The following is a 21,008-nucleotide window of genomic DNA, read 5'->3' on the forward strand; positions in this document are numbered from 1 at the left end:
GCTCTCGTCCCATTGTTTCTTTTATTTCTTTTTCAAAAAACGGATAATGCAAAACTAAGAATAAATAATCTTCATAATTTTCAAAACGAGGATGATGAATGGGGGGAAGGACGCTTTTTGTTACAAACGGATGTAAGTTAAAATTTCTTTCTAAATACTCTAAATCTTTTTCTGTTGGTGTCATTATATCTATCCAAGTAACTTTTTCAGAGGTAATTTTTTTTCGCATAATTCTTATTATTTATTGAATTATATCTTATTTTTTTGGCCTTTGCCAACTCATAAAATCACATTTTGGATATTCTGAACACCCAAAAAATCTTCTACCCTTTTTCGTCCTTAGTTCTCGAATTTTACCTTTTTTGCATTTAGGACATTCAATATTTATTTCTTCAAAATATGGTTTTGAATATTTACAGTCCGGGAATTTTGAGCAGGAATAAAATTTTCCAAACTTTCCCCATCTTAGAAGAAGAGGAGCGCCACATTCCGGACATTTTTCCTTTGTTTTTTTTGTAAGATCTTTCTTTTTTACTTCTTCTTCTTTTTTTTCTAGGTGTTTTTCAAATGGAGGATAAAACTCTTCAAGCGGTTTTTGCCACCTTATTTTACCCTCGGCTATATTATCTAATTCTTCTTCCATTTTGGCGGTAAATTTTATATCAACTATTTCTGGGAAGTGTTTTATTAATATTTCATTTACCACAATTCCAATTTCAGTTGGTTTAAGCTTTCTATTCTCGTCTTTTTCAATATAATTCCTTTCCTGGATTGTTGAAATAATAGGAGCATAGGTTGAGGGGCGGCCAATTCCATATTTTTCTAGGATTTTAACAAGCATTGCTTCCGAATATCTTGCTGGAGGCTTTGTGAAATGTTGGGACGGGATTAGTTTTAAAAGATTTAAAAATTCATTTTCTTCTAAATCCGGAAGTGTTTTTTCTTTTAAATTAATCGGATATACCTTAAAGAATCCGTCGAATTTTATAATTTGGCCCCTTGCTTCAAAAATATATTTGTAAGGTTTTTTTTCTTTTATGGTTTCTATTTCTATTAACGTAAAATCGATAGTTGCTGTTGCCATTTGCGTTGCAATAAATCTTCTCCAAATTAAATCATATAATTTTTTCTCTTCTTTTTTAAATTTTTCTCCCAAATCATTTGGAGACTTTTCTGGCATTGTTGGCCTTATTGCTTCGTGAGCTTCTTGTGCTCCTTTTGATCTCGTTTTGTATTCTCTTTGATATCCTGCCCAATATTTTTTTCCATACTTTTCTTCGATAACTTTTTTTGCTTCAAAAAGACTTTGTTTTGATAGATTAAAAGAATCTGTTCTATGGTAAGTTATAATACCTTTTTCATAAAGAGCTTGGGCTGCTCTCATTGTAAATTTTGCAGAGTAACGAAGTTTTATTCCTGCTTCTTGCTGGAGAAGAGAAGTTGTAAATGGAGGAAGAGGATTTTGCTTTCTTTCCTCTCTTTTTATATCTTTTATTTTGTATTCTGCGTCCTTTAAATCTTTTGTAATTTTATCTGCTTCCCCTTTTGAATTTATTTCGAACCTTGGGATAATCTTTCCATCTTTTTTCTGAAGTGTTGCCTCAAAATCATCTTTCTCTTCTTTTTTCGATTTTAATAAAGCTTTTATCTCCCAATATTCCTGAGGATTGAATTTTTTAATCTCATTTTCTCTTTCGCAGATTAATTTTACGGCAACCGATTGAACTCTTCCTGCAGAGAGTCCTCTTTTTACTTTTCTCCATAAAAATGGAGACAAATTATATCCAACCAATCTATCTAAGACTCTTCGTGATTGTTGAGCGTCAACTAAATCCATATTGATTTCCCGGGGATTTTTTAATGCATTTTCAATCGCAGATTTTGTTATTTCATGGAAAACAATTCTTTCATATTTTTTTAATTCATTGTCTTTTAAAGCCTTTATAATATGCCAGGAAATTGCTTCTCCTTCCCTATCTTCGTCTGTTGCTAGGATTATTTTATTAGCTTCTTTTATGTTCTTTTTAAGTTCAGAAAGATTTTTCCTTGCTTTTGTAGGAATTATATATTTTGGTTCGAAGTTTTTTTCAATATCGACTCCAAGAGTGCTTTTTGGAAGATCTCTTATGTGTCCATAGGAAGAACAGACAACAAAGTTATCTTTAAGAAATTTTTGGATTGTGTTCGCTTTAGTGGGGGACTCAACAATAATTAAATCCATATTATTTGCTATTTATATAATATTTTTCACCAGTTTTTCCAATTTTCTTTTCAATTTCAAGTAAAATTAAAGTGGAGTTTACAACACTTGTGTCAATTTTAGTCTTTTTTATTATTTCATCAATAGAACAAGGATTAACTTTAAGTAAGTCTAAAATTAAGTTTTCTTCTTCCGTGTCTCCTTTTATTTCTTTTTCAATTTCTAATCCTTTTTCTATATTAAATACAGAAAGTATATCTTCTGAAGAAGTTACGGGGTGTGCCCCTTGTTTTATAAGATTATTACAACCTTTTGAGGTTTTTGAATATATTGGACCGGGCACCGCAAAGACCTCTCTATTTTCTTCAAGTGCTAAATTTGCTGTGATTAAAGCCCCGCTTTTTTCTTTTGCTTCAATTACTAAAGTGCCCATAGTTATTCCTGCAATAATTCTGTTTCTTTGGGGGAAATTATAACTTAAGGGGGGTGTTTGAAGCGGAAATTCTGAAATTATGGCTCCATTTTTTTCTATTTCTTTTGCTAAGTTTTTATTTTCTGGCGGGAAGACAATATCAAGCCCTGTTCCTACAATTGCAATGGTTCTTTTTCCTCTTTCGAGTGCTTCTTTGTGTGGCAATGTATCAATGCCGCGTGCCATTCCAGAGACAACTGTAAAATTATAATTTACAATATCGCTGATGATTTCTGGTACTATCATTTTGCCATAATCAGAAGGCCACCTTGTCCCTATACAGGAAAAATATTTTTCTTCAGGTAGTAATTCGCCTTTAACATAAAGCAAGACTGGCGGTTTTGAAATTTCAGCAAGAAGTTCAGGATATTCATTTTCATCTTTTGTTATTATTTTTATATCCTCTCTTTCAAGTTTTTGCCATTCCTTTTCAATATTGGTTTTCCCCCGTATTCTTAAAAAATTTAAAATTGTGTTTTGTTTAAACCCAAGCTTTGTTAAATTTTCTTCATTTATATTATAAGCGGTCTCTGGTAAAGGAAATTTTTCAAGAATTTTAAGAACTCCTAAAGTATTAGGCGATAGAGCAATGTTTAACGCATTAAGAATTTTTTTTTGTTTAACCTCCATACGATATTCACTCCATAATAATTATTTTTTAAACAAATAGCAAGCGAAACAAAAGAGGCCCTATTCAAAATAGGGCCCCGCCTTATGTACTTGTCTGGGCTTGCCGTTTTCTTATCTTATTTTTTTTATCCTCCTTTCAGTCTTTGGGCTAAGCGAGAAATTACTTTTTGTTAAGCGTTTTTCTCTTCGTAAGACCATTGAAGAATCATTATTTTGCTTTTCTTTTGAAGAATGTAAAGATTCTTCAAAAGATTTCAATGCCTCTTTCCACCATAAATTCATTATGATCCCCCTTTGGAATTCGATTTTTTTTCCCTTCTTATTTGTCTCTTGACGGCGATTGTCCATAAGATAATCACTGGCAGAAGTATGGGCATTGCCGAGACCCATTCATCCATTTTCTACCTCCTAGTTTTTACTAATCCTTTAAAGTCCCTTGCATTGCTGATGTTTTTTGGCAATGTTTTTTTAATGTGCTGTTAATATTGTGGGGGAAGCGGAAGGGTTTCTGGAGATGTTAGCCCCATTTTCCTTCCGCGTCCCCTTAAAAGAAAACTTCCCGTTGTAGCGGGAAGGTTTTCTTTTGAATATTATTTGATCGAAATTATAATTAACCTTCCCGCGGACTAATTAAAAAGAGCCCGACAATTAAAACGAGAAGATTTTTAATTTGATTTTTTATTTTTTGCTTAACGTTCATAAATTTTAAGCCTAATTTTACATTAAATAAGAATAAGCGATTATCTTCTTTTGTCAAGTTATTTTCTTTTTTGGCTATTAATTAATTTACTTGACTTTTTATCCATAGGAGTTATAAAGAAATAATAAAAAGAAAAATTCCCCGCGAGGGGAGTTTTTAAACCCCTTAGAATTTATGAAATTTAACCCTGCAAATTTTTTTAGAAATATTCCAAAATTTTTCTCTGAAGTGAGAAAGGAATTAAAGAAAGTGACATGGCCTACAAGGAACGAGACCATTAATAAAACTTTACTCGTAATTGGCATTTCAGTTGTTACAGCGGCTGCACTTGGAGGTCTTGATGTTTTTTTTACTTGGGTTATAAGGACGGTTGTCGTTAAATAATAAATTTAGGAAGCTGACGCGTTAATTTTTTTCAAATTATGTCTAGACAACAAACAAAACAAGGGAAGAATTGGTATGCTATTCATACATATTCTGGATACGAAGAAGCTGTTGCACAAAATTTATTACAGCGTATTGAGTCTATGGATATGAAAGACAAGATTTTTAATGTAATTGTCCCGAAAGAAAAAAAAATAAAAATTAAGAGTGGTAAAAGAGAAACAGTAGAAGAAAAAGTTTACCCAGGATATGTTCTTGTGGAAATGATAGTTACTGATGATTCTTGGTATGTAGTAAGAAACACTCCAAGAGTTACAGGTTTTATTGGGGCGGGAACAACTCCGATTCCCATAAAGCAAGAAGAGATAGATTTTTTGATGAAAAGAATGCAGCAAGAAGAGCCAGAACATAAAATTGATGTTAGCATTGGGGACTTGGTTAAAATTACAGACGGACCATTTAAAGATTTTGACGGCAAGGTTTCAGAGATTGACGAGGAAAGAGGTAGAATAAAAGTTCTTGTTAATATGTTTGATAGAGACACTCCCGTTGATCTTGACTATTTACAAATTAAAAAAATATAGCCATGAAAAAAGTAATAACTCAAATTAAACTTCAGATAGAAGCGGGTAAAGCAAATCCTGCGCCTCCGATTGGTCCAGCGCTTGGTCAGCACGGAATTAATATTGCTGATTTTTGTCAAAAATTTAATGCAAAGACAAAAGACAAAGGAAACGAAATTATACCCGTTGAATTAACGGTTTATGAAGATAGGTCTTTTGATTTCGAACTTAAAACACCTCCAGCAGCTTATCTTATTAAAAAAGCAGCAGGGGTTGATAAGGGTTCTGGCGAGCCACAAAAAACAAAAGTTGGTAAAATTACAAAATCTCAGATAGAAGAGATTGCTAAAAAGAAAATGGAGGATTTAAATACGGACGATTTGGAAGCAGCAAAGAAAATTATAGAAGGCACTGCAAAAAGCCTGGGAATAAAAGTAGAATAATTGTTTAATTAAATAAAAAATATGGAGCTAACGCATTAAATTTTTTCGTTAAGCTCAAAAATTTATGGAGCTTACGCATTAAATTTCTCGCGTTGCTCAAAAATTTATGGAGCTAACGCATTAATTTTTCGCCCGCGGCAGGCAGGCTCCAATCAAAATTATGATTTTATGCGATAAAGAAATTAAGAAATATCTTAAAGAAGGAATAATTAAGATAAAACCAAAGCCGGATTTTAAAGAACAATTAGGACCATGTTCTCTTGATTTGTGTCTAGGAAATACTTTCAAAACTTTTAAACCCACTCAATATCCATATTTAGATCTTAAAAGAAAAACAGACTTTGAGTCAGTAATGGAAATTGTTGAAATAGAAGATGGGGGACCATTTATTTTACAACCAAATGAATTTGTTATTGCGGTTGCAAAAGAAGATGTTACTTTACCTTCTGATATAATGGGGCGACTCGACGGAAGAAGTTCTTTAGGAAGATTAGGCTTGGTTGTCCATTCGACTGCAGCAAGATTTGATCCAGGGTGGACAGGAAAACCAGTTATGGAGTTGGGTAATCTTGGTATTATGCCAATTATTCTTTATGTCGGCATGAGAGTGTGCGCTATGACTTTTGAGACACTTTCTGCTCCTGCTGAAAAACCATATTTGAAACAAAAAGATCATAAATATGCAGGACAGAAATCTGCAGTTGCAAGTAGATTACATAAAGAAGAAAGGAGAAAAAAGAAATAAATTAGCCAATTTTGATGAAAAATCTTACGACTAAAGATTTAAAAGTAAAGTTCTTAGGAATTACTCCTTTTTTAGAAGACAAAACGGGTAATTTAGATGCTCAAGAGACAGTAGCTTTTTCTGCGCTAATAACTTTTAAAGGAACATCGGTTCAAAGTTTACTTAAAGAAGTAGTTGATAAAGGGCAAGACGTTAACGAAAAAATTAAGAATATTTTGCGGAAATCATCTCTTAAGGGACATGCTTCAATGGCTACAACGCCAGTGATTTGTTTTTCCTATGAAGCAAGTAAATTTTTGGATTCTGCAATAACTGGAATAATTTTTTCTTCGTCTCTTATGGCGTCCGGAAGAAGAACAGATACCACAATTAAAGATATAGTTTATCCATCTACTATATCAAAAAATAAAAAAGCTAAAGAAATTTACAGAAAAGCATCGGACAAAAATATTATTTTTTTTAATTCCCTTTTAAATGAAGAAGTCCAAAAGGACGAAGCAAGTAAAATACTACAATATGGGATTTATGGAACTGGTATTGTTCAGCTACCGATAGAGTCAATAGTTTCTTTAAAAAAAGAATACGAAGAATGTAAAGAATGGATGCCAGAAGAAATAGGACTTTTGTTAAAAGAAATTGAAAAAGAATTAAAAAAATATGGTGTTGATCTTTTATATACAACAAGGATTGTTGCACCAAGAAATACTTATCCTTATCCGCATATTTTCAGGAATCCCGAAATGCCAAATATTGTGCGGGATTTATCAAAAAAGAAGAAAACTAAAAAACTTTTTGAAATAATCTCAAGCAACTTTGTTCTAACAGAGGGATTAAAAAGAAAGCTTAGAGAACTTAAAAAAGAGATTCAAAAAGTATTAAAAAATAAAAAAACTCTTAAGAAAGAATGGCTTAATTTACTTTCTTTGAGAAGTCAGATTGCCCGCGATTATGCAAATGCTTTAAATATCAAAATTTTGTCTTCTGTAGCTTGGCGTGTATGGGGAGACAAAAAAAGACACAGAACAGTTCCTATGGTCGTTGATTCTGTTTATTATTCTGTTCAGAGGGCAGCTGAAGTTTTTAAGAAATACAAAAAACAAATTAAAGAAAAAAAACTAAAAAAAGAAACGTTAGATAATATTAACTTAGTTTTTTCTATCCCTCCTACTGTAAGAGCAAATAAGGAACTTCTTTATAGCTACCTTGAAAGGTGCCTAGATTCTTTAGAAGTATATAATCAATTAATAAGTCTTGGCGTTAAAGAAAGAGATGCGATATTTATTATTCCACGTGGCCTAAAACTTGATGTCCTGCAAGAATACAATCTTTATAATTTAATTGCGGGATATTATCCTTTGAGAATTTGTTCCTCAGCTGAAGAGGAATTGAGAAAAATTTCTGTTAAAGAAGTAGGAGATATCAAAAACCTTCTTAAGAAAAAAGGCTATAGTTGGTTAGCAGAGCATATAGTTCCAAAATGTCATGTCGTGGGGTTTTGTTTAGAAGAAGAAAGTTGTGGTATGGTAAAGACGCTCTCTCCAAATTATGATGAAAAATTTCACGAAGAAATGAAACGGGATCTTGAAGATAAATTTCAAAAAAATCTTAATAATTTAGGAAAATAAAAAATTTATGGAGCTAACGCATTAATTTTTCGCTCCGCAAAAAATTATGATACTTGGAATTGATGAACTTCTAAGGTTAGTAAAAGAAAAAAAACTTGTTGAAAATTTATCAGAAAGAGAATTAAAAAACCCCGAGGGTGCTGGTTTTGATTTAAGATTGAGCGAAATTTATGAACTAAAAGGGAAGAGTTTTTTGGGAGTTGAAGATAGAAAAACACCAGATGTAAGTTTAGTTGCTAAATTTGATAAAAAAAAGAAAAATAGTTTTATTTTTAAACCAGGAGATTATTTTTTGGTTAAAACATTAGAAAAAGTTAATACCCCGGAAGATATTTTGATTTTATTTACTCCGCGGACTACAATTTTTAGAAGCGGTATGATGATGTTTACTGCAACTTGTTCACCGGGTTATTGTGGTGAGTTAACTTTTGCTATTTGTAATCTTGGTGGATGCGAAGTTGAAATAGAGCTTGGGGCAAGAATTGTTCACGCAATGTTTTTTCAAGTAAAAGGAAAATCCAATTTATATCGCGGTCAATGGCAGGGAGGTAGGGTGACAACAGATAAAAAAGAAAAACAAGTTTAATTTAGTTAAAGAAATAAAAATGAACTTTAAAGATAAAAAAGTAAAAGAATTAATTAAAAAAGAAGTTGACCGTCAAAAGAACGGTCTTGTATTGATTCCTTCTGAAAATTATGCCTCACTCGAGGTTCTCTCTGCTATGGGAACACCCCTTAGTAATAAATATTCAGAAGGGTATCCTGGAAAGAGATACTATCCTGGAAATCAATTTATAGATGAGATTGAAAAAACAGCGATATTAAGAGCAAAGAAAATTTTCAAGGCAGAACATGCTAATGTCCAGCCTCATTCTGGCTCTCAAGCGAATGCCGCTGTCTATTTAGCGCTTTTAGAACCGGGCGATAAAGTTTTAGGAATGAGTCTTGAATCGGGAGGCCACTTAACTCATGGCTCACCTGTTAATTTTTCCGGAAAAATTTATAATTTTTCTTATTATAATGTCGATAAAAAAACACAGATAATTGATTATAAGCAAGTTGAGAAAATAGCATTAAAATTTAAACCCAAAATAATTGTTGCCGGCGTTACTTCTTATCCTCGGGAAATTAACTTTAAAAAATTTAGAAAAATTGCAGATAAGGTAGGTGCATATTTAATGGGAGACATTGCTCACCTTGCGGGTCTTGTTGTTTCGGGCGTTCATTTGCATCCTTTTCCTTATTGCGATGTTGTTACTTTAACCACTCACAAAACATTACGTGGGCCTCGAGGAGGGATGATTCTTTCTAAGAAAAAAGATAGGTTAGATAAAAAAGATAACGACCTTGCAAAGAAAATTGACAATGCTTTATTTCCGGGGAGTCAAGGAGGACCATTAGAAAATGTTATTGCCGCAAAAGCTGTTTGTTTTCTTGAAGCATCAAGGCCAAGTTTTAAAGAATACCAAAGACAAGTTGTTAAAAACGCAAGAGTAATGGCAGAAGAATTTAAAAATAATGATATTTCTGTTATAAGTGGAGGAACCGATACTCACATGGTATTAATTGATATTTCTTCTTACAGTTCTAACTCTTTAAAACTTCAGAAAGAATTAGAAAAGCTTGGTATTTATGCTAATCGAAACTCTATTCCATTTGAAAAACGGCCATTCTATAACCCATCTGGTATAAGATTGGGTTCTCCAGCGATAACAAGCCGTGGAATGAAAGAAAAGGAAGCTAAGAAAATTGCAGAAATGATATCGCTTGTAATAAAAAATATTTCAAATACTAAAATAAAAAAAGAATTTGCGAAAGAAGTAAAAAAACTTTGTAAAAAATTTCCTATTTATAAAAGCTTAAAGGTATAGTAGGGACAATTCATACGCGAATTTATTTAGGGATTGACGTAAGCTCAGTCTCTTTTTTATTTTAAAATTATTTAAATTTTTATATAATAAAAAAATGGAATATAAAACTACAATTGGACTTGAAATACACGCAGAACTTAAAACAGCTACAAAAATGTTCTGTGATTGCAAGAATGATCCGAAAGAAACTAAACCGAATGTTAATATTTGTCCAATTTGTATGGGACACCCCGGGACCTTACCGGTTATTAATAAAAAAGCGGTTGAGTTTGTTATAAAAACCGGCCTTGCTCTAAATTGTAAAATTAACGAAGACACTTTTTTTGAAAGAAAAAATTATTTTTATCCAGATCTTACAAAAGGATATCAGATTTCTCAGTACCAGACGCCACTTACAAAAGATGGTTATCTTGATATAAAAACAGACAACGAACAACAAACAACTAAGAAAATTAGGATTAACAGAGTTCATCTCGAAGAAGATACAGGCAAATTAGTGCACCCTAAGGGAGCTGATTATTCTTTAGTTGATTTTAACAGGGTTGGTGTTCCTTTAATGGAATTAGTCACAGAACCAGATATTTCATCTGCCAAGGAAGCTGGAGGTTTTGCAAGAGAGTTACAGTTAATTTTGCGTTATCTGGACGTTTCGAATGCTGACATGGAGAAAGGGCAAATGAGAGTTGAAGTTAATATTTCGCTTTCAAAAACAAAAAAACTTGGAACAAAGGTCGAAATCAAAAATTTAAATTCTGTAAAGTCAGTTGAAAAATCAATAAAATTCGAAATTAAAAGACAGGTGGAGTTATTAAACAGAGGAGAGAAAATAGTTCAGGAAACTCGTGGTTGGCATGATATTAGGCAAGAAACATTCAGTCAGCGAGAAAAAGAAGAATCGCACGATTATCGTTATTTTCCAGAACCGGACTTGCCGCCGTTGAAAATAAAAATATAAGCATGTCTTTAAAAAATATCCAAAAAGAAGTTGATGACTGGGCAAAGCAGTATAAAATTCCGTACTGGCAGCCCCATGAAATTTTAGCACGTCTTACAGAAGAGGTGGGAGAGCTTGCAAGAGAGATTAATCACTTGTATGGTCCAAAGAAAAAGAAAGCCGAGGAGGATAAAAAAGAGATAGAGGACGAGATTGGAGATATTATATTCACTTTATGTTGTTTGGCTAACTCAAAAAATTTAGACCTTAATAAGGCTTTTGAAAAGACAATGCAAAAGTGCTATGGTAGAGATAAGAACCGTTACGAGAAAAAATAAATTAATATAAAAATATGAGCGAAATTGACGTTAAAAAAATAAAAAAAGAACTTCCCGAGCTTCCTCAGCAAAAGAGAGTAAGGTTTAAAAAAGAGTACGGACTTTCTGGAGAAGAAATTGAAACCTTTGTTAAACAAAGAGAACTTGCTGATTGCTTTGAAAGCATTGTTTCTGAAATTAAGATTTGGTGTAAAGATAAAAAAATTCCTGAAGACCGAGTGCCAAAAATTATAAAAGTAGCCAGTAATTATCTACAAACTGATCTTTGGTCAATCTTGAAGTCAAAAAAGATAAAAATTAAAGATTTAAAAATAACTCCGGAAAACTTTGCAGAATTAGTTACAATTTTAGTAGAAGGCAAAATTTCTTCCCGTGCCGGGAAAGATATTTTGGCGGAGATGGTAGAAACCGGGGCGGATCCGAGTTCAATCATAAAAGAAAAGAATTTAGAGCAGGTAAGCGACGAGGGCCAAATTGAAGAAATTGCAAAAAAAGTAATTTCACAAAACAAAAACGCAGTTGAAGATTATAAAAAAGGAAAAGAAAATGCCCTTCAGTTTTTAGTTGGCGGAATTATGCGAGAGACAAAAGGAAAGATAAATCCAGAAGAAGCAAAAAAGGTTATTTTAAAAATATTAAAGGGTTAAATTCGTAAAGTAAAAACCTATTTTACTTGTATAAACATTGACAAATTTTTGAATATACTTTAAATTAAGTATTGTTTTTAGATAATAAAAACAATACTTCTTTTAAAAAGAAATTTAGCAACCCGGAGGTGGTTGTTATTTTTATAAGGAGAATTCAAATTATAATTAATTAGCACTTTTTCCCCTTTGGGGAACTCATTGGAGGTTTAAGGAAGTTTTTAAAAAAAATAAATATTGGAGGGTGTTTTTTACACCTCTTTTTGTATTGTTTAAACACTCTTTATATAAAATCAATCTTTAACCATTATAATACTTCTATAATGCCTCAAAAAAAATGAAAAAAATTCTAAAATTTAAAATAAATAAGACATTGATATCAATATCAAAAATTGCCTTAATTTCATTTGGGCTTTTTATCTTTTTTGGCGTTAGTCAAGCCTTTGCTAGCGAAATTCCTGTTCCAAATAATGTGTTTTCAGCTGGTTGTTGGGAAAAACCAACAACGCCAGCGCTTTTATCTCCAGAAAATGGTTATATAGTAACTTCAAGTTCAGATCAGTGGTTTTTAAATCCTGTTATGGATTGGGCCGATTCTGCACCTAATTGTCCTTTATCAAAAGATATTCAATATAAATATGAATCTTACCATTCTTATATAGATGGTGAGTTAAGTGATCTTGCTTATGAATCAGAATTTTTAAAAGAACCAAAAATTACATTACCACAAGATCAGACTTCTGATGGAGATTATTATTGGAGGGTTAGGGCCTATGATGGTTATACCTGGAGCGACTGGAGTGAAGTCTGGCTTCTTAGGATTGATACAAAAACTCTTTTCTTCTCAGAATACATCGAGGGAAGTTCAAATAATAAGGCATTAGAAATTTATAATCCGAAAAACTCTGAAATTGATTTGGGTGCAGAGGGATATAAAGTGGAAATGTACTTTAATGAGAGTTCTTTTGCTGGTCTGACAATTAATCTGTCAGGAACAGTGGCCAGCGGTGATGTTTTTGTTCTAACTCGAAGAGATGCCCATCTAGATATATTAGCTCAAGCCGATCAAATTCAAGACACTACGGCTGGGTGGTATAATGGCGACGATGCTGTTGTACTTAAGCAAGGCGATAAAATTATAGATGTTATTGGCCAAGTCGGATTTGATCCTGGTTCAGAATGGGGAAGTGGACTAACAAGTACCCAGGATAATACTTTAGTCAGAAAATGTGGAATTACTTCTGGAGATACAGATGGCAGTGATTCTTTTGATCCATCTGTTGAATGGGAAGGTTATGGGGTTGATACTTTTTCTCATTTGGGTTCGCATACTTTAACCTGTCCGACAGAGGAAGAAGTTTTACCACCACCCGAAGAATCTCCAATTGAAGAAGAGAATGTTTCTCTTCAGATAAAAAGTCCTGATTTGCAAAATACTAATGCTGTACAAAATCCAGAGGATAAAACTTTATTAGATAAAGAGAAAGAAAGTATTCCGGAAGAAAATCAGGATTTGTCAGATGGAAAAGATGAGGATATCCCAGAAGATAAAATAAATGTTCCCGAGGAAGAAAAACCAGATGAAGAAATTGTTGAAGACGAAAAGAACAGTGAAGAATCGGAGCAATTTTTAAAAGAAAATTTATTAGAAGAAGAAATAATAAAAAAAGAATAATATGTTTAAAATTTACAAAAAATTATTTTTGTTAGTTTTTTTAGTATCACTTTTTTCTGCTGTTTTTGTTTTTGCCGCAGATTTTGAAATTTCTCCAACAAGTGGACTTTTTACAGAAACTTTAGTTCCAGGACAACAAGTAACAAAAATTTTAACTTTAAAGAATAACACCACTTCTTTGCAGAAAGTAGAATTTTGGGTAGAAAATTATAATGATATAACCCCTATTCTGGGATATTTGATAGACAATCCTCTGGGTGAGAAAATTTTTATTGAAGTAAAAGACGGCACTAAATTTCTTTTTAAAAAAAATACACTCAATAATTTTAAAGACCAGAGAATCGCTTTTGATTTAAATCCCGGTTCTAAATTTTTAACTTTTAATGCCTATTTTGACGAATTTACTGATAGTAGCTATCAAGGGTTTTCTGTTTCTTTTGATTTACGTTTTAAGTCAGAAGGAGAAAATGGCAAGACTACAACAATAGATGTATCAGGGACTTCAAGTACTACTTCAGAAACCGCAGGAAGCGTTGCAGGAAGTAGCAATAATAATACAGGTGGAACAATTGGATCAGGTATTTTTACTGCGTTGGGATATCCTGAATTATCTCCTGTAGAAGATATTCCAGAAGAAGAAATCCAGAAGAAAGAAGAAGTTGTAGAAAAAGAAAAAGAGATGGGTTTTTGGAATAAATTAAGAAGCGCTATTGGTAAAATTTTACCTTCTTTTTGCATAGATTTAATTTCTATTTTATGGTTATTTATAGGAAGTGGAGTTGGGATTTTGGGTCATTATTTGCTTTTTGAAAAATGGAGAATCTCTTCTGGTAGTGGAGTTGCTAAAATGAGTTTTCTTAGTTTGTTTTGGTCAGAGTGTTGTTTTTGGTGGTTGATTATAGGAATTATTATCGGTTTTTTTGTAAGAGAGGTTTATAAAAGAAGTAAAGAAGAGAAAAAAGAGCCAGAAAAGACAGAAGAGCAAACACCAAATTCTTTTTAATAGCTTATAAACTATTCAAAAACAGCTTTCTTTAAGAAGCTGTTTTTGTTATTATAAAAGTGTAAATTTAAAAAATATGCTTCGCGAAAAGATAGAAAAATTAGTTAAAAATTCTGTAAATTGCTTGACAAAAGAAAGCTGTGTTTCTCCGCAGAAGATTGAAATTATTGCAAAACGTCCGCCAAAAGAGGAATATGGTGATTATTCTGTTGTTCTGCGTCAGGATCTTGCAAAACAGGTTCAAGAAAGAATAGAAAAGAAAAAACCAGAATTTTTAGAGAAAGTTGAATTTTTGCCACCAAGCTTTTTAAATTTTTATATCAAAAAAGAATATTTTCAAAAAGAAGTAAGCGATATTTTAAAGAAAGGAGAAAAATTCGGTAAAATAAATATTGGAAATAAAAGAAAGGCAAACATTGAGTTTGTGTCTGCGAATCCAACAAGTATGCCTCATATTGGAAATGGTAGGGGCGCTTTTTTTGGAGACGTTTTGGCAAACTTGCTTTCTTTTTCTGGTTTTAAAGTTGAAAGAGAATACTATATAAATGACGCAAAGACCAGTCAGCAGATAAGAGAACTTGGCAGAACCGCAATAGGCAAAGGAAATACTTATTTAACTGAAGATCTTCGAGTTAAAATAAAAAAATTAGATAAAAAGTTATCTCCTCTTAGAAAAAATTTTGAAGCTAATTATATAATTGATGCCGAAACAAATATTTTAGATAAGGATGGAGTAATAGCTAAAAGCGAAGTTAGTAGCAATAAAGAATTAGGAGAGGCTGGGTATTTATTGGCTCAGGAAGTTTTAGGAGATATTAAAAAACTAGTTCAAAAGAAATTTAAAATAAAGTTTGATAAATGGTTTTCAGAAGAAAAAAATCTTTTGAAGAAAAAAAGAATTGAGAAAACTTTGGATATTTTAAAGAAGAAAAAGTTAACTTACAGAAAAGAGGGAGCTTTATGGCTTAAAACTTCAAAATATGGCGATACAGAAGATAGGGTTTTAATAAGGAGCAACAATCAACCAACTTATTTTTTATCCGATATTGCCTATCATATAGACAAAATAAAAAGAGGTTATAAAAAGATAGTTGATATTTGGGGAGCAGACCATCATGGCTATATTAAGAGAATGAAAGCCGCAATGCATATGTTAGGATATAAAGGAGAATTTGAAGTTTTGATTTCCCAAATTGTAAATTTAAAGGGCGGTGAGAAAATGTCAAAGAGAGCGGGTAATATTGTGTATCTTGAAGATTTAGTAAATGAAGTTGGGCTGGATGTTGCAAAATATTTTTATATTTCAAAGAGTTTATCTTCACAAATGGAATTTGATTTAAAGCTTGCAAAAGAACAGTCAGAAAAAAACCCGGTTTATTATATTCAGTATGCTTATGTAAGGGCGCAAAGCGTCATTAAAAAATCAAAAAAAGCAAAATTGAAGCTGGGATCAAAAAATTTAAAATTATTAAAACATAAAAGCGAGTTAAGGTTGATAAAAAAATTAATTAAATTTCCAGAAATTATTGAAGATACAGCAAATGACTATCAACTTCATCGTTTGACAGAATATGCGAGAGATTTAGCTTCAAATTTTAATCAATTTTACAGAGATTGTAAGGTTTTAGATGAAGAAAAAAAGCTGGCAGAAGTTCGTCTTTTTCTTGTTTTTGCCACGAAAATTGTGTTATCAAATTTGTTATCTTTAATGGGGATTTCTCGTCCGGAAAAAATGTAGTTTTGCCTTATTTTTACTAATCTTCTAGCATTTTGGAAGTGTCCCTTTTTGTGTTGAAAAAAGTCAAAAAATAAGCTAAAATGAACAAAAGAAACCTGATAAAGGTTTATTTATTTAACAAATAATTTATGCCTAAAAAAGCAGAAAAAGCAATAAAAAAAACGACTGGCAAGACGAAGGATAAAAAAGATAAAAAGCCAGGATATGTCGCAAAAGATATATATGTTCTTGAAGGTCTTGAACCAGTACGAAAAAGGCCTGGAATGTATATTGGTTCGACCGGCTCTCGTGGACTGCACCACTTAATTTTTGAATGTTGTGACAACTCTATAGATGAGGCAATGATGGGACATGCAAGCGAGATGGAAGTTGTTTTATTGCCTGACAATAAAGTTTCAATCGCAGATAACGGACGAGGTATTCCTGTCGACAAACATCCTCAAACAAAAAAATCCGCACTTGAGACTGTAATGACATATCTACACGCTGGTGGAAAGTTTGGAGGTAAGGTATATAAAGCAACAGGAGGATTGCATGGTGTTGGAGTTTCTGTTGTTTGTGCTCTTTCAAAATATGTGAAAGCAGAGGTTTGTCGTGATGGTAAAAAATACGAACAGGAATATGTAAGGGGTAAACCAAAGTGCAAGGTTAAAATGGTTGGTAAATGCAAAAAGACTGGAACTAAAATTACTTTTGAACCAGATCCTGAAATTTTTGAAAAAATAGATTTTTCTTGGAAGAAAGTATTAAACCATTTAAGAGAACAAGCATATCTTGTGCCAGGTCTTAAAATAAGGATTGAGGACAAAAGGAAAAAACCAGAGAAAAAATATGTATTTTATTTTGAAGGAGGCATAAGGTCGTTGCTTGATTATTTAATGGACGGAGATAAAAAAATACAAGAAAATATTTTTTATATACAGAAAGAGGCAGAGGATATTAAAGTAGAGATAGCTTTTGCTTATGGGGACGCAATTGAAATAGAAGAAGTTTCTTACGCAAATAATATTTCAACTCCTGAAGGGGGCATGCATCTTACTGGCTTTAGATCAGCACTTACCAGGAGTCTTCAGAGCTGGGGCAAACAACAAAAACTTTTAAATGATAAAGAGAAACTCGAAGGTGATGATATAAGAGAGGGGCTTAATGCAATTATTTCTGTTAAGGTACCGGATCCCCAGTTTGAAGGACAAACAAAACAAAAATTAGGAAATCCAGAAGCGAGGTCAGCGGTTGAGGGCGTGGTTTGTGATGCTCTCCCTGATTTTCTTGAGAGAAATCCTCGCGACGGAAGAGCAATCATTGGAAAATGTCTTTTGGCTGCAAAATCAAGAAAGGCAGCAAAAGCGGCAAAAGAATCTGTTTTACGAAAGGGAATAATGGACGGCCTTACGTTACCCGGCAAACTTACCGATTGTTCTTCTCGTGATCCCGCAGAGTCAGAAATTTTTATAGTTGAGGGTGAATCTGCTGGCGGATCTTCAAGGCAGGGAAGAGATAGAAGGTTTCAGGCAATATTACCTTTACGTGGTAAGATTTTAAACGTTGAGAGGGTTCATTTAAACAGGCTTTTATCTTCAGAGGAGATTAAATCATTAATTATTTCCTTAGGAACTGCTGTTGCTGATGATTTTGATATTTCCAAATTAAGGTATCATAAAATCGTTATAATGACAGACGCAGATACTGATGGTTCTCATATTAGGACGCTTCTTTTAACGCTTTTTTTCAGGTATTTTAAAGACATTATTGAAAAAGGATATCTTTATATTGCACAGCCTCCATTATATCGCATTCAAATAGGCAAAGAGATAAAATATGCCTATACAGAAGAAGAAAAAGAGAAAATTTTGAGTAAAATAAAAAGCCCATTTTCTCTTCAGCGTTATAAGGGTCTTGGAGAAATGAATCCAGATCAGCTTTGGGAAACCACGATGGATCCCGAAAATAGAATTTTAAAGAAGGTTGAAGTTGAAGACGCAAAAGAAGCAGATAGGGTTTTTGATATTTTAATGGGTAAAGAAGTTTTGCCTCGAAAGAAATTCATTCAGACTTATGCAAAGGAAGTAAGAAATTTGGATATATAACATTTTGAAAATCAAATTTCAAATTTCAAAATGCAAAATCACAATTCAAAATTTAAAGATAACAACAGATCTTCCTTTACCCTCCTTGAACTTCTTGTAGTAATTGCAATAATAGCAATCCTGGCAGGAGTTGTAATAGCCTCTGTAGTAGATTTACGCCAAAGAGCAAAAGAATCCAAAGGAATGCAGTTTTCTCAGAACATACGCACAACTCTCTCAAATGAACTTGTAGGAGAGTGGAAGTTTGATGAGGAAACTAATCCGGGGAAGGATTCAAGTGGGTACAATCATCATGGCGTAGTTTATACTGGATTATTTCCTGGTGGGGCGGTTTGCAATGATTATCCCGATCCTTCTGATCCAAGTTGCCCCGTTTGGATTTCTAATGGAAAAGTTGGAGGAGCTTTACAGTTTGATGGAGTCGATGATTCTGTAAGAGTAACGGGAGATACAATCCTTAATCTTTCAAAAGGGACTATAGAGGCGTGGTTTAGGATTAGTTCAATGAGCGGAGGAATTTCCTTTGCAAACAGTGGGAGTTGGGCCGATGAAAGATTTGTTATACATCTTGGCCATGTTGTAAATGGAAAGATTAAATTTACAATCGCGAATGGTAGTGGCTATATTCTTATGAATAGCTTAACGACCCCTTCAATGGGTCAATGGTACCACGTGGTGGTAACTTTTAATGGTTCAAAAAAGAGTATTTATATAAATGGTCAATTAGATAATGAACAGAATACTACACTTGTCCCAAGCACACAAAATGTACCATTTTTTATCGGGATGACGCGAGGTCTTGCACCAGATTACTTTTCAGGGGCGATTGATGAAGTTCGTGTTTATGCTCGAGAATTAACGGCAAGGGAAATAAAACAATTCTACGCAGAAGGTCTGCCAAGACATTTAGCTGACAATGATAAATAATTTATGAATTTCTTTCCTCGTTTATACCAAAAAATTTTAAGTCCTTATCATTACTTTTGGGCATTTATATCGGCTTTGTTTTTAGGTTTTCCTGGAAAAAGAATAAAGGTGATTGGAGTTACAGGAACTAAGGGCAAATCTACGGTGGTTGAACTTACAAATAAAATTTTAGAGGAAGCCGGATTCAAAACAGCATTTTTATCTTCAATTAGTATTAAGATAGGAGAAAATTTAAAAACCAATTATTTTAAAATGACAATGCCGGGGAGATGGCACGTTCAGAAGTTTTTAAAAAACGCAAAAAGGGCTAAGTGTGAATATGTTGTTCTTGAAATAACCTCAGAAGGAATTTTACAACATAGGCAAAAGTTTATAGATTTTGAAGCTGTAGTTTTCACTGGTATTTCACCAGAACACATTGAAAGGCATGGAAGTTTTGAAAAGTATAAAGCGGCCAAAATGAAACTTTTTAAAGAAAATCAAAAAATTCATATTTTAAACTTAGATGATAAAAAAATTGAAGAATTTTTGAAGCCAAGAGCAGAGTCAAAATATGGATTTAGTCTAAGAAATAATCTTCCAGAGATGAAAAATATAAAAATTATTCATCCAAGTGATATTGAAGAGGAAATAGACGAGATAGAATTTAAAGTGAAAGATATCGAATTTGAATTGGATCTTCTTGGTAAATTTAATATTCAAAATGCGCTTGCCGCAATTTCTGTAGCCTTATCTCAGGGAATTTCTTTGGAAGTTTGCAAAAAAGCGCTCAAGAAAGTTAAAGGAATTCCTGGAAGAATGGAAACGGTGATAAAAGATCCTTTTAAAGTTATTGTTGATTATGCTCATACACCAGATAGTCTTGAGGCGGTTTATAAAGCAAATTCTAAATTTAAGAAAGAGAATTCAAAAATGGTTTGCGTTTTGGGTGCTGCTGGAGGCGGGAGAGATACATGGAAAAGGCCAAAATTAGGTAAAATCGCAGGAAAATATTGTGATGAAATTATAGTTACAAATGAAGATCCTTATAATGAAGAGCCGATGAAGATTATTAAAGAAATTTCTGGTGGAGTAGAGGGGAAGAAAGTAAATAAGATTTTAGACAGGAGAGAGGGTATAAAAAAAGCCTTAAAATTAGCGAAAGAAAAAGATATTGTAATTATTACAGGGAAGGGTTGTGAGCCCTGGATGTGCGTTGCTGGTGGTAAAAAAATTCCCTGGGACGATAGAAAAATCGCAAAAGAGGAATTTAAAAAGATATAAAGCATGCGGAAAAACATTTTAAGTTTATTAGATCAAATTAGAGCTATTGCTGCAGAAGGATTAGAGTATGCGAAAGATAATTATGATATTGAACGTTATAAGAAATTAATGGAAATAGCGGCTGGAGAATATTCTGAGGCAGCGGGCATACCCCAAAATAAGATCGAAAAAGAGCTTAAAAAGGAAATTGGTTGCATTACTCCAAAATTAGGAATAGATATTGCTATCACAAATAAAGAAGGAAAATTATTAATCCTTAAAAGAACCGATGATTCTAAGTGGGGGGTTCCTTGCGGGTGGGCTAATATTGGAGAAAAACCATTAGAGACTGCTGTGCGAGAAGCTAAAGAAGAAACGAATATCTTAATTAAACCATTGGGTTATATTGCGATTACAGCAAAGGGTCCCGATGATTATCCTAAATTAGCTCATCAAATAGATATTCTTGTAGCTACGGAACCAGTTGGAAAAGAAACAAAAGTAAAACTTAATCATGAACATTCGGATTATAAATGGATAGGCAAAAAAGAAACAAACAGTATTGATTGGCATCCTGGTCATAAAAGACTAAAAAAGCCTATTTTCGAATTTGTTAAAAATGGTAAATATATTCCTCATTTTGAATAAATTTTAGTATAAAAAATTTCAAAGTCGATTTTAAATAAATAAATTCTTATGGCAAAACAAAAAAAAGATCCGTATAAAAAAGCAGTAAAAGATTTTGGGAAAGTCTTCTCTGAATTAGGAGATGCGTTGGGTGAAGTTT

At 32.7% G+C, this 21,008-nt stretch carries 21 protein-coding genes; 17 read left to right on the forward strand and 4 right to left on the reverse strand.

Going from position 1 to position 21,008, the window contains the following annotated elements; genetic code table 11:
* From PHI88_02730 to PHI88_02745, 4 genes are all read right to left on the reverse strand, one after another.
* Window positions 1–229, reverse strand: a 229-nt coding sequence (locus PHI88_02730; GenBank protein MDD5552045.1) for a CorA family divalent cation transporter, incomplete at its 3' end; no start/stop codon positions are given.
* A gap of 27 nt (window positions 230–256) precedes the next feature.
* The gene (gene topA, locus PHI88_02735; protein MDD5552046.1) at window positions 257–2,221 is read right to left on the reverse strand and encodes a type I DNA topoisomerase; all 1,965 of its coding nucleotides are present in this window, start codon (window positions 2,219–2,221) and stop codon (window positions 257–259) included.
* Between the two features lies 1 nt (window position 2,222).
* On the reverse strand, window positions 2,223–3,302 hold the full coding sequence (gene dprA / locus PHI88_02740) for a DNA-processing protein DprA (GenBank protein MDD5552047.1): 1,080 nt from the start codon (window positions 3,300–3,302) through the stop codon (window positions 2,223–2,225).
* A gap of 111 nt (window positions 3,303–3,413) precedes the next feature.
* Window positions 3,414–3,650, reverse strand: coding sequence for a hypothetical protein (locus tag PHI88_02745; protein MDD5552048.1), 237 nt, complete (start codon window positions 3,648–3,650; stop codon window positions 3,414–3,416).
* Between the two features lie 526 nt (window positions 3,651–4,176).
* On the opposite strand from PHI88_02745, the gene secE reads away from it, so the two are divergent.
* The 17 genes from secE to PHI88_02830 all read left to right on the forward strand — a co-directional run bounded on the left by secE (window position 4,177) and on the right by PHI88_02830 (window position 20,869).
* Window positions 4,177–4,386, forward strand: coding sequence for a preprotein translocase subunit SecE (gene secE / locus PHI88_02750; GenBank protein ID MDD5552049.1), 210 nt, complete (start codon window positions 4,177–4,179; stop codon window positions 4,384–4,386).
* Between the two features lie 38 nt (window positions 4,387–4,424).
* A complete protein-coding gene (gene nusG / locus PHI88_02755; protein MDD5552050.1) occupies window positions 4,425–4,970 on the forward strand; it encodes a transcription termination/antitermination protein NusG in 546 nt (181 codons plus the stop codon).
* A gap of 2 nt (window positions 4,971–4,972) precedes the next feature.
* A complete protein-coding gene (gene rplK / locus PHI88_02760) occupies window positions 4,973–5,392 on the forward strand; it encodes a 50S ribosomal protein L11 (protein ID MDD5552051.1) in 420 nt (139 codons plus the stop codon).
* Between the two features lie 160 nt (window positions 5,393–5,552).
* Window positions 5,553–6,137: a dCTP deaminase gene (gene dcd, locus PHI88_02765; GenBank protein MDD5552052.1), complete on the forward strand. Its 585-nt coding sequence runs from the start codon at window positions 5,553–5,555 to the stop codon at window positions 6,135–6,137.
* A gap of 14 nt (window positions 6,138–6,151) precedes the next feature.
* Window positions 6,152–7,762, forward strand: coding sequence for an FAD-dependent thymidylate synthase (locus tag PHI88_02770; protein ID MDD5552053.1), 1,611 nt, complete (start codon window positions 6,152–6,154; stop codon window positions 7,760–7,762).
* A gap of 46 nt (window positions 7,763–7,808) precedes the next feature.
* A complete protein-coding gene (locus PHI88_02775; protein ID MDD5552054.1) occupies window positions 7,809–8,348 on the forward strand; it encodes a hypothetical protein in 540 nt (179 codons plus the stop codon).
* A gap of 19 nt (window positions 8,349–8,367) precedes the next feature.
* Window positions 8,368–9,633: a serine hydroxymethyltransferase gene (locus PHI88_02780; GenBank protein MDD5552055.1), complete on the forward strand. Its 1,266-nt coding sequence runs from the start codon at window positions 8,368–8,370 to the stop codon at window positions 9,631–9,633.
* A gap of 94 nt (window positions 9,634–9,727) precedes the next feature.
* Window positions 9,728–10,588, forward strand: a complete 861-nt coding sequence (gatB, locus tag PHI88_02785; protein MDD5552056.1) for an Asp-tRNA(Asn)/Glu-tRNA(Gln) amidotransferase subunit GatB — start codon at window positions 9,728–9,730, stop codon at window positions 10,586–10,588.
* 2 nt (window positions 10,589–10,590) lie between these two features.
* Entirely contained in the window at window positions 10,591–10,905 is a 315-nt protein-coding gene (locus PHI88_02790; protein MDD5552057.1) for a MazG nucleotide pyrophosphohydrolase domain-containing protein, read from the forward strand.
* Between the two features lie 14 nt (window positions 10,906–10,919).
* On the forward strand, window positions 10,920–11,552 hold the full coding sequence (locus PHI88_02795; protein MDD5552058.1) for a hypothetical protein: 633 nt from the start codon (window positions 10,920–10,922) through the stop codon (window positions 11,550–11,552).
* Between the two features lie 334 nt (window positions 11,553–11,886).
* Window positions 11,887–13,224, forward strand: a complete 1,338-nt coding sequence (locus PHI88_02800) for a lamin tail domain-containing protein (protein ID MDD5552059.1) — start codon at window positions 11,887–11,889, stop codon at window positions 13,222–13,224.
* A gap of 1 nt (window position 13,225) precedes the next feature.
* Window positions 13,226–14,227, forward strand: coding sequence for a hypothetical protein (locus tag PHI88_02805; protein ID MDD5552060.1), 1,002 nt, complete (start codon window positions 13,226–13,228; stop codon window positions 14,225–14,227).
* Window positions 14,228–14,303: 76 nt separating this feature from the next.
* On the forward strand, window positions 14,304–15,965 hold the full coding sequence (argS, locus tag PHI88_02810) for an arginine--tRNA ligase (GenBank protein ID MDD5552061.1): 1,662 nt from the start codon (window positions 14,304–14,306) through the stop codon (window positions 15,963–15,965).
* Between the two features lie 128 nt (window positions 15,966–16,093).
* Window positions 16,094–18,052, forward strand: coding sequence for a DNA topoisomerase (ATP-hydrolyzing) subunit B (gene gyrB, locus PHI88_02815; GenBank protein ID MDD5552062.1), 1,959 nt, complete (start codon window positions 16,094–16,096; stop codon window positions 18,050–18,052).
* Between the two features lie 30 nt (window positions 18,053–18,082).
* Window positions 18,083–18,979: a prepilin-type N-terminal cleavage/methylation domain-containing protein gene (locus PHI88_02820; protein MDD5552063.1), complete on the forward strand. Its 897-nt coding sequence runs from the start codon at window positions 18,083–18,085 to the stop codon at window positions 18,977–18,979.
* Window positions 18,980–18,982: 3 nt separating this feature from the next.
* The gene (locus tag PHI88_02825; protein MDD5552064.1) at window positions 18,983–20,242 is read left to right on the forward strand and encodes a UDP-N-acetylmuramoyl-L-alanyl-D-glutamate--2,6-diaminopimelate ligase; all 1,260 of its coding nucleotides are present in this window, start codon (window positions 18,983–18,985) and stop codon (window positions 20,240–20,242) included.
* 3 nt (window positions 20,243–20,245) lie between these two features.
* Complete coding sequence (locus PHI88_02830; GenBank protein MDD5552065.1) at window positions 20,246–20,869, forward strand: NUDIX hydrolase N-terminal domain-containing protein; 624 nt, start codon at window positions 20,246–20,248, stop codon at window positions 20,867–20,869.
* Window positions 20,870–21,008 lie beyond the last annotated feature (139 nt).

It is taken from the genome of Candidatus Paceibacterota bacterium, from assembly GCA_028716825.1.
GTDB lineage: Bacteria > Patescibacteriota > Minisyncoccia > Minisyncoccales.

Coding starts and splice junctions, on each gene's coding strand:
- gyrB (MDD5552062.1), top strand. CDS start 16,094: ATGCCTAAAAAAGCAGAAAAAGCAATAAAAAAAACGACTGGCAAGACG.
- PHI88_02820 (MDD5552063.1), top strand. CDS start 18,083: ATGCAAAATCACAATTCAAAATTTAAAGATAACAACAGATCTTCCTTT.
- PHI88_02795 (MDD5552058.1), top strand. CDS start 10,920: ATGAGCGAAATTGACGTTAAAAAAATAAAAAAAGAACTTCCCGAGCTT.
- PHI88_02830 (MDD5552065.1), top strand. CDS start 20,246: ATGCGGAAAAACATTTTAAGTTTATTAGATCAAATTAGAGCTATTGCT.
- PHI88_02800 (MDD5552059.1), top strand. CDS start 11,887: ATGAAAAAAATTCTAAAATTTAAAATAAATAAGACATTGATATCAATA.
- dprA (MDD5552047.1), bottom strand. CDS start 3,302: ATGGAGGTTAAACAAAAAAAAATTCTTAATGCGTTAAACATTGCTCTA.
- PHI88_02745 (MDD5552048.1), bottom strand. CDS start 3,650: ATGGACAATCGCCGTCAAGAGACAAATAAGAAGGGAAAAAAAATCGAA.
- dcd (MDD5552052.1), top strand. CDS start 5,553: ATGATTTTATGCGATAAAGAAATTAAGAAATATCTTAAAGAAGGAATA.
- PHI88_02780 (MDD5552055.1), top strand. CDS start 8,368: ATGAACTTTAAAGATAAAAAAGTAAAAGAATTAATTAAAAAAGAAGTT.
- PHI88_02790 (MDD5552057.1), top strand. CDS start 10,591: ATGTCTTTAAAAAATATCCAAAAAGAAGTTGATGACTGGGCAAAGCAG.
- nusG (MDD5552050.1), top strand. CDS start 4,425: ATGTCTAGACAACAAACAAAACAAGGGAAGAATTGGTATGCTATTCAT.
- secE (MDD5552049.1), top strand. CDS start 4,177: ATGAAATTTAACCCTGCAAATTTTTTTAGAAATATTCCAAAATTTTTC.
- argS (MDD5552061.1), top strand. CDS start 14,304: ATGCTTCGCGAAAAGATAGAAAAATTAGTTAAAAATTCTGTAAATTGC.
- gatB (MDD5552056.1), top strand. CDS start 9,728: ATGGAATATAAAACTACAATTGGACTTGAAATACACGCAGAACTTAAA.
- PHI88_02805 (MDD5552060.1), top strand. CDS start 13,226: ATGTTTAAAATTTACAAAAAATTATTTTTGTTAGTTTTTTTAGTATCA.
- PHI88_02770 (MDD5552053.1), top strand. CDS start 6,152: ATGAAAAATCTTACGACTAAAGATTTAAAAGTAAAGTTCTTAGGAATT.
- rplK (MDD5552051.1), top strand. CDS start 4,973: ATGAAAAAAGTAATAACTCAAATTAAACTTCAGATAGAAGCGGGTAAA.
- PHI88_02775 (MDD5552054.1), top strand. CDS start 7,809: ATGATACTTGGAATTGATGAACTTCTAAGGTTAGTAAAAGAAAAAAAA.
- PHI88_02825 (MDD5552064.1), top strand. CDS start 18,983: ATGAATTTCTTTCCTCGTTTATACCAAAAAATTTTAAGTCCTTATCAT.
- topA (MDD5552046.1), bottom strand. CDS start 2,221: ATGGATTTAATTATTGTTGAGTCCCCCACTAAAGCGAACACAATCCAA.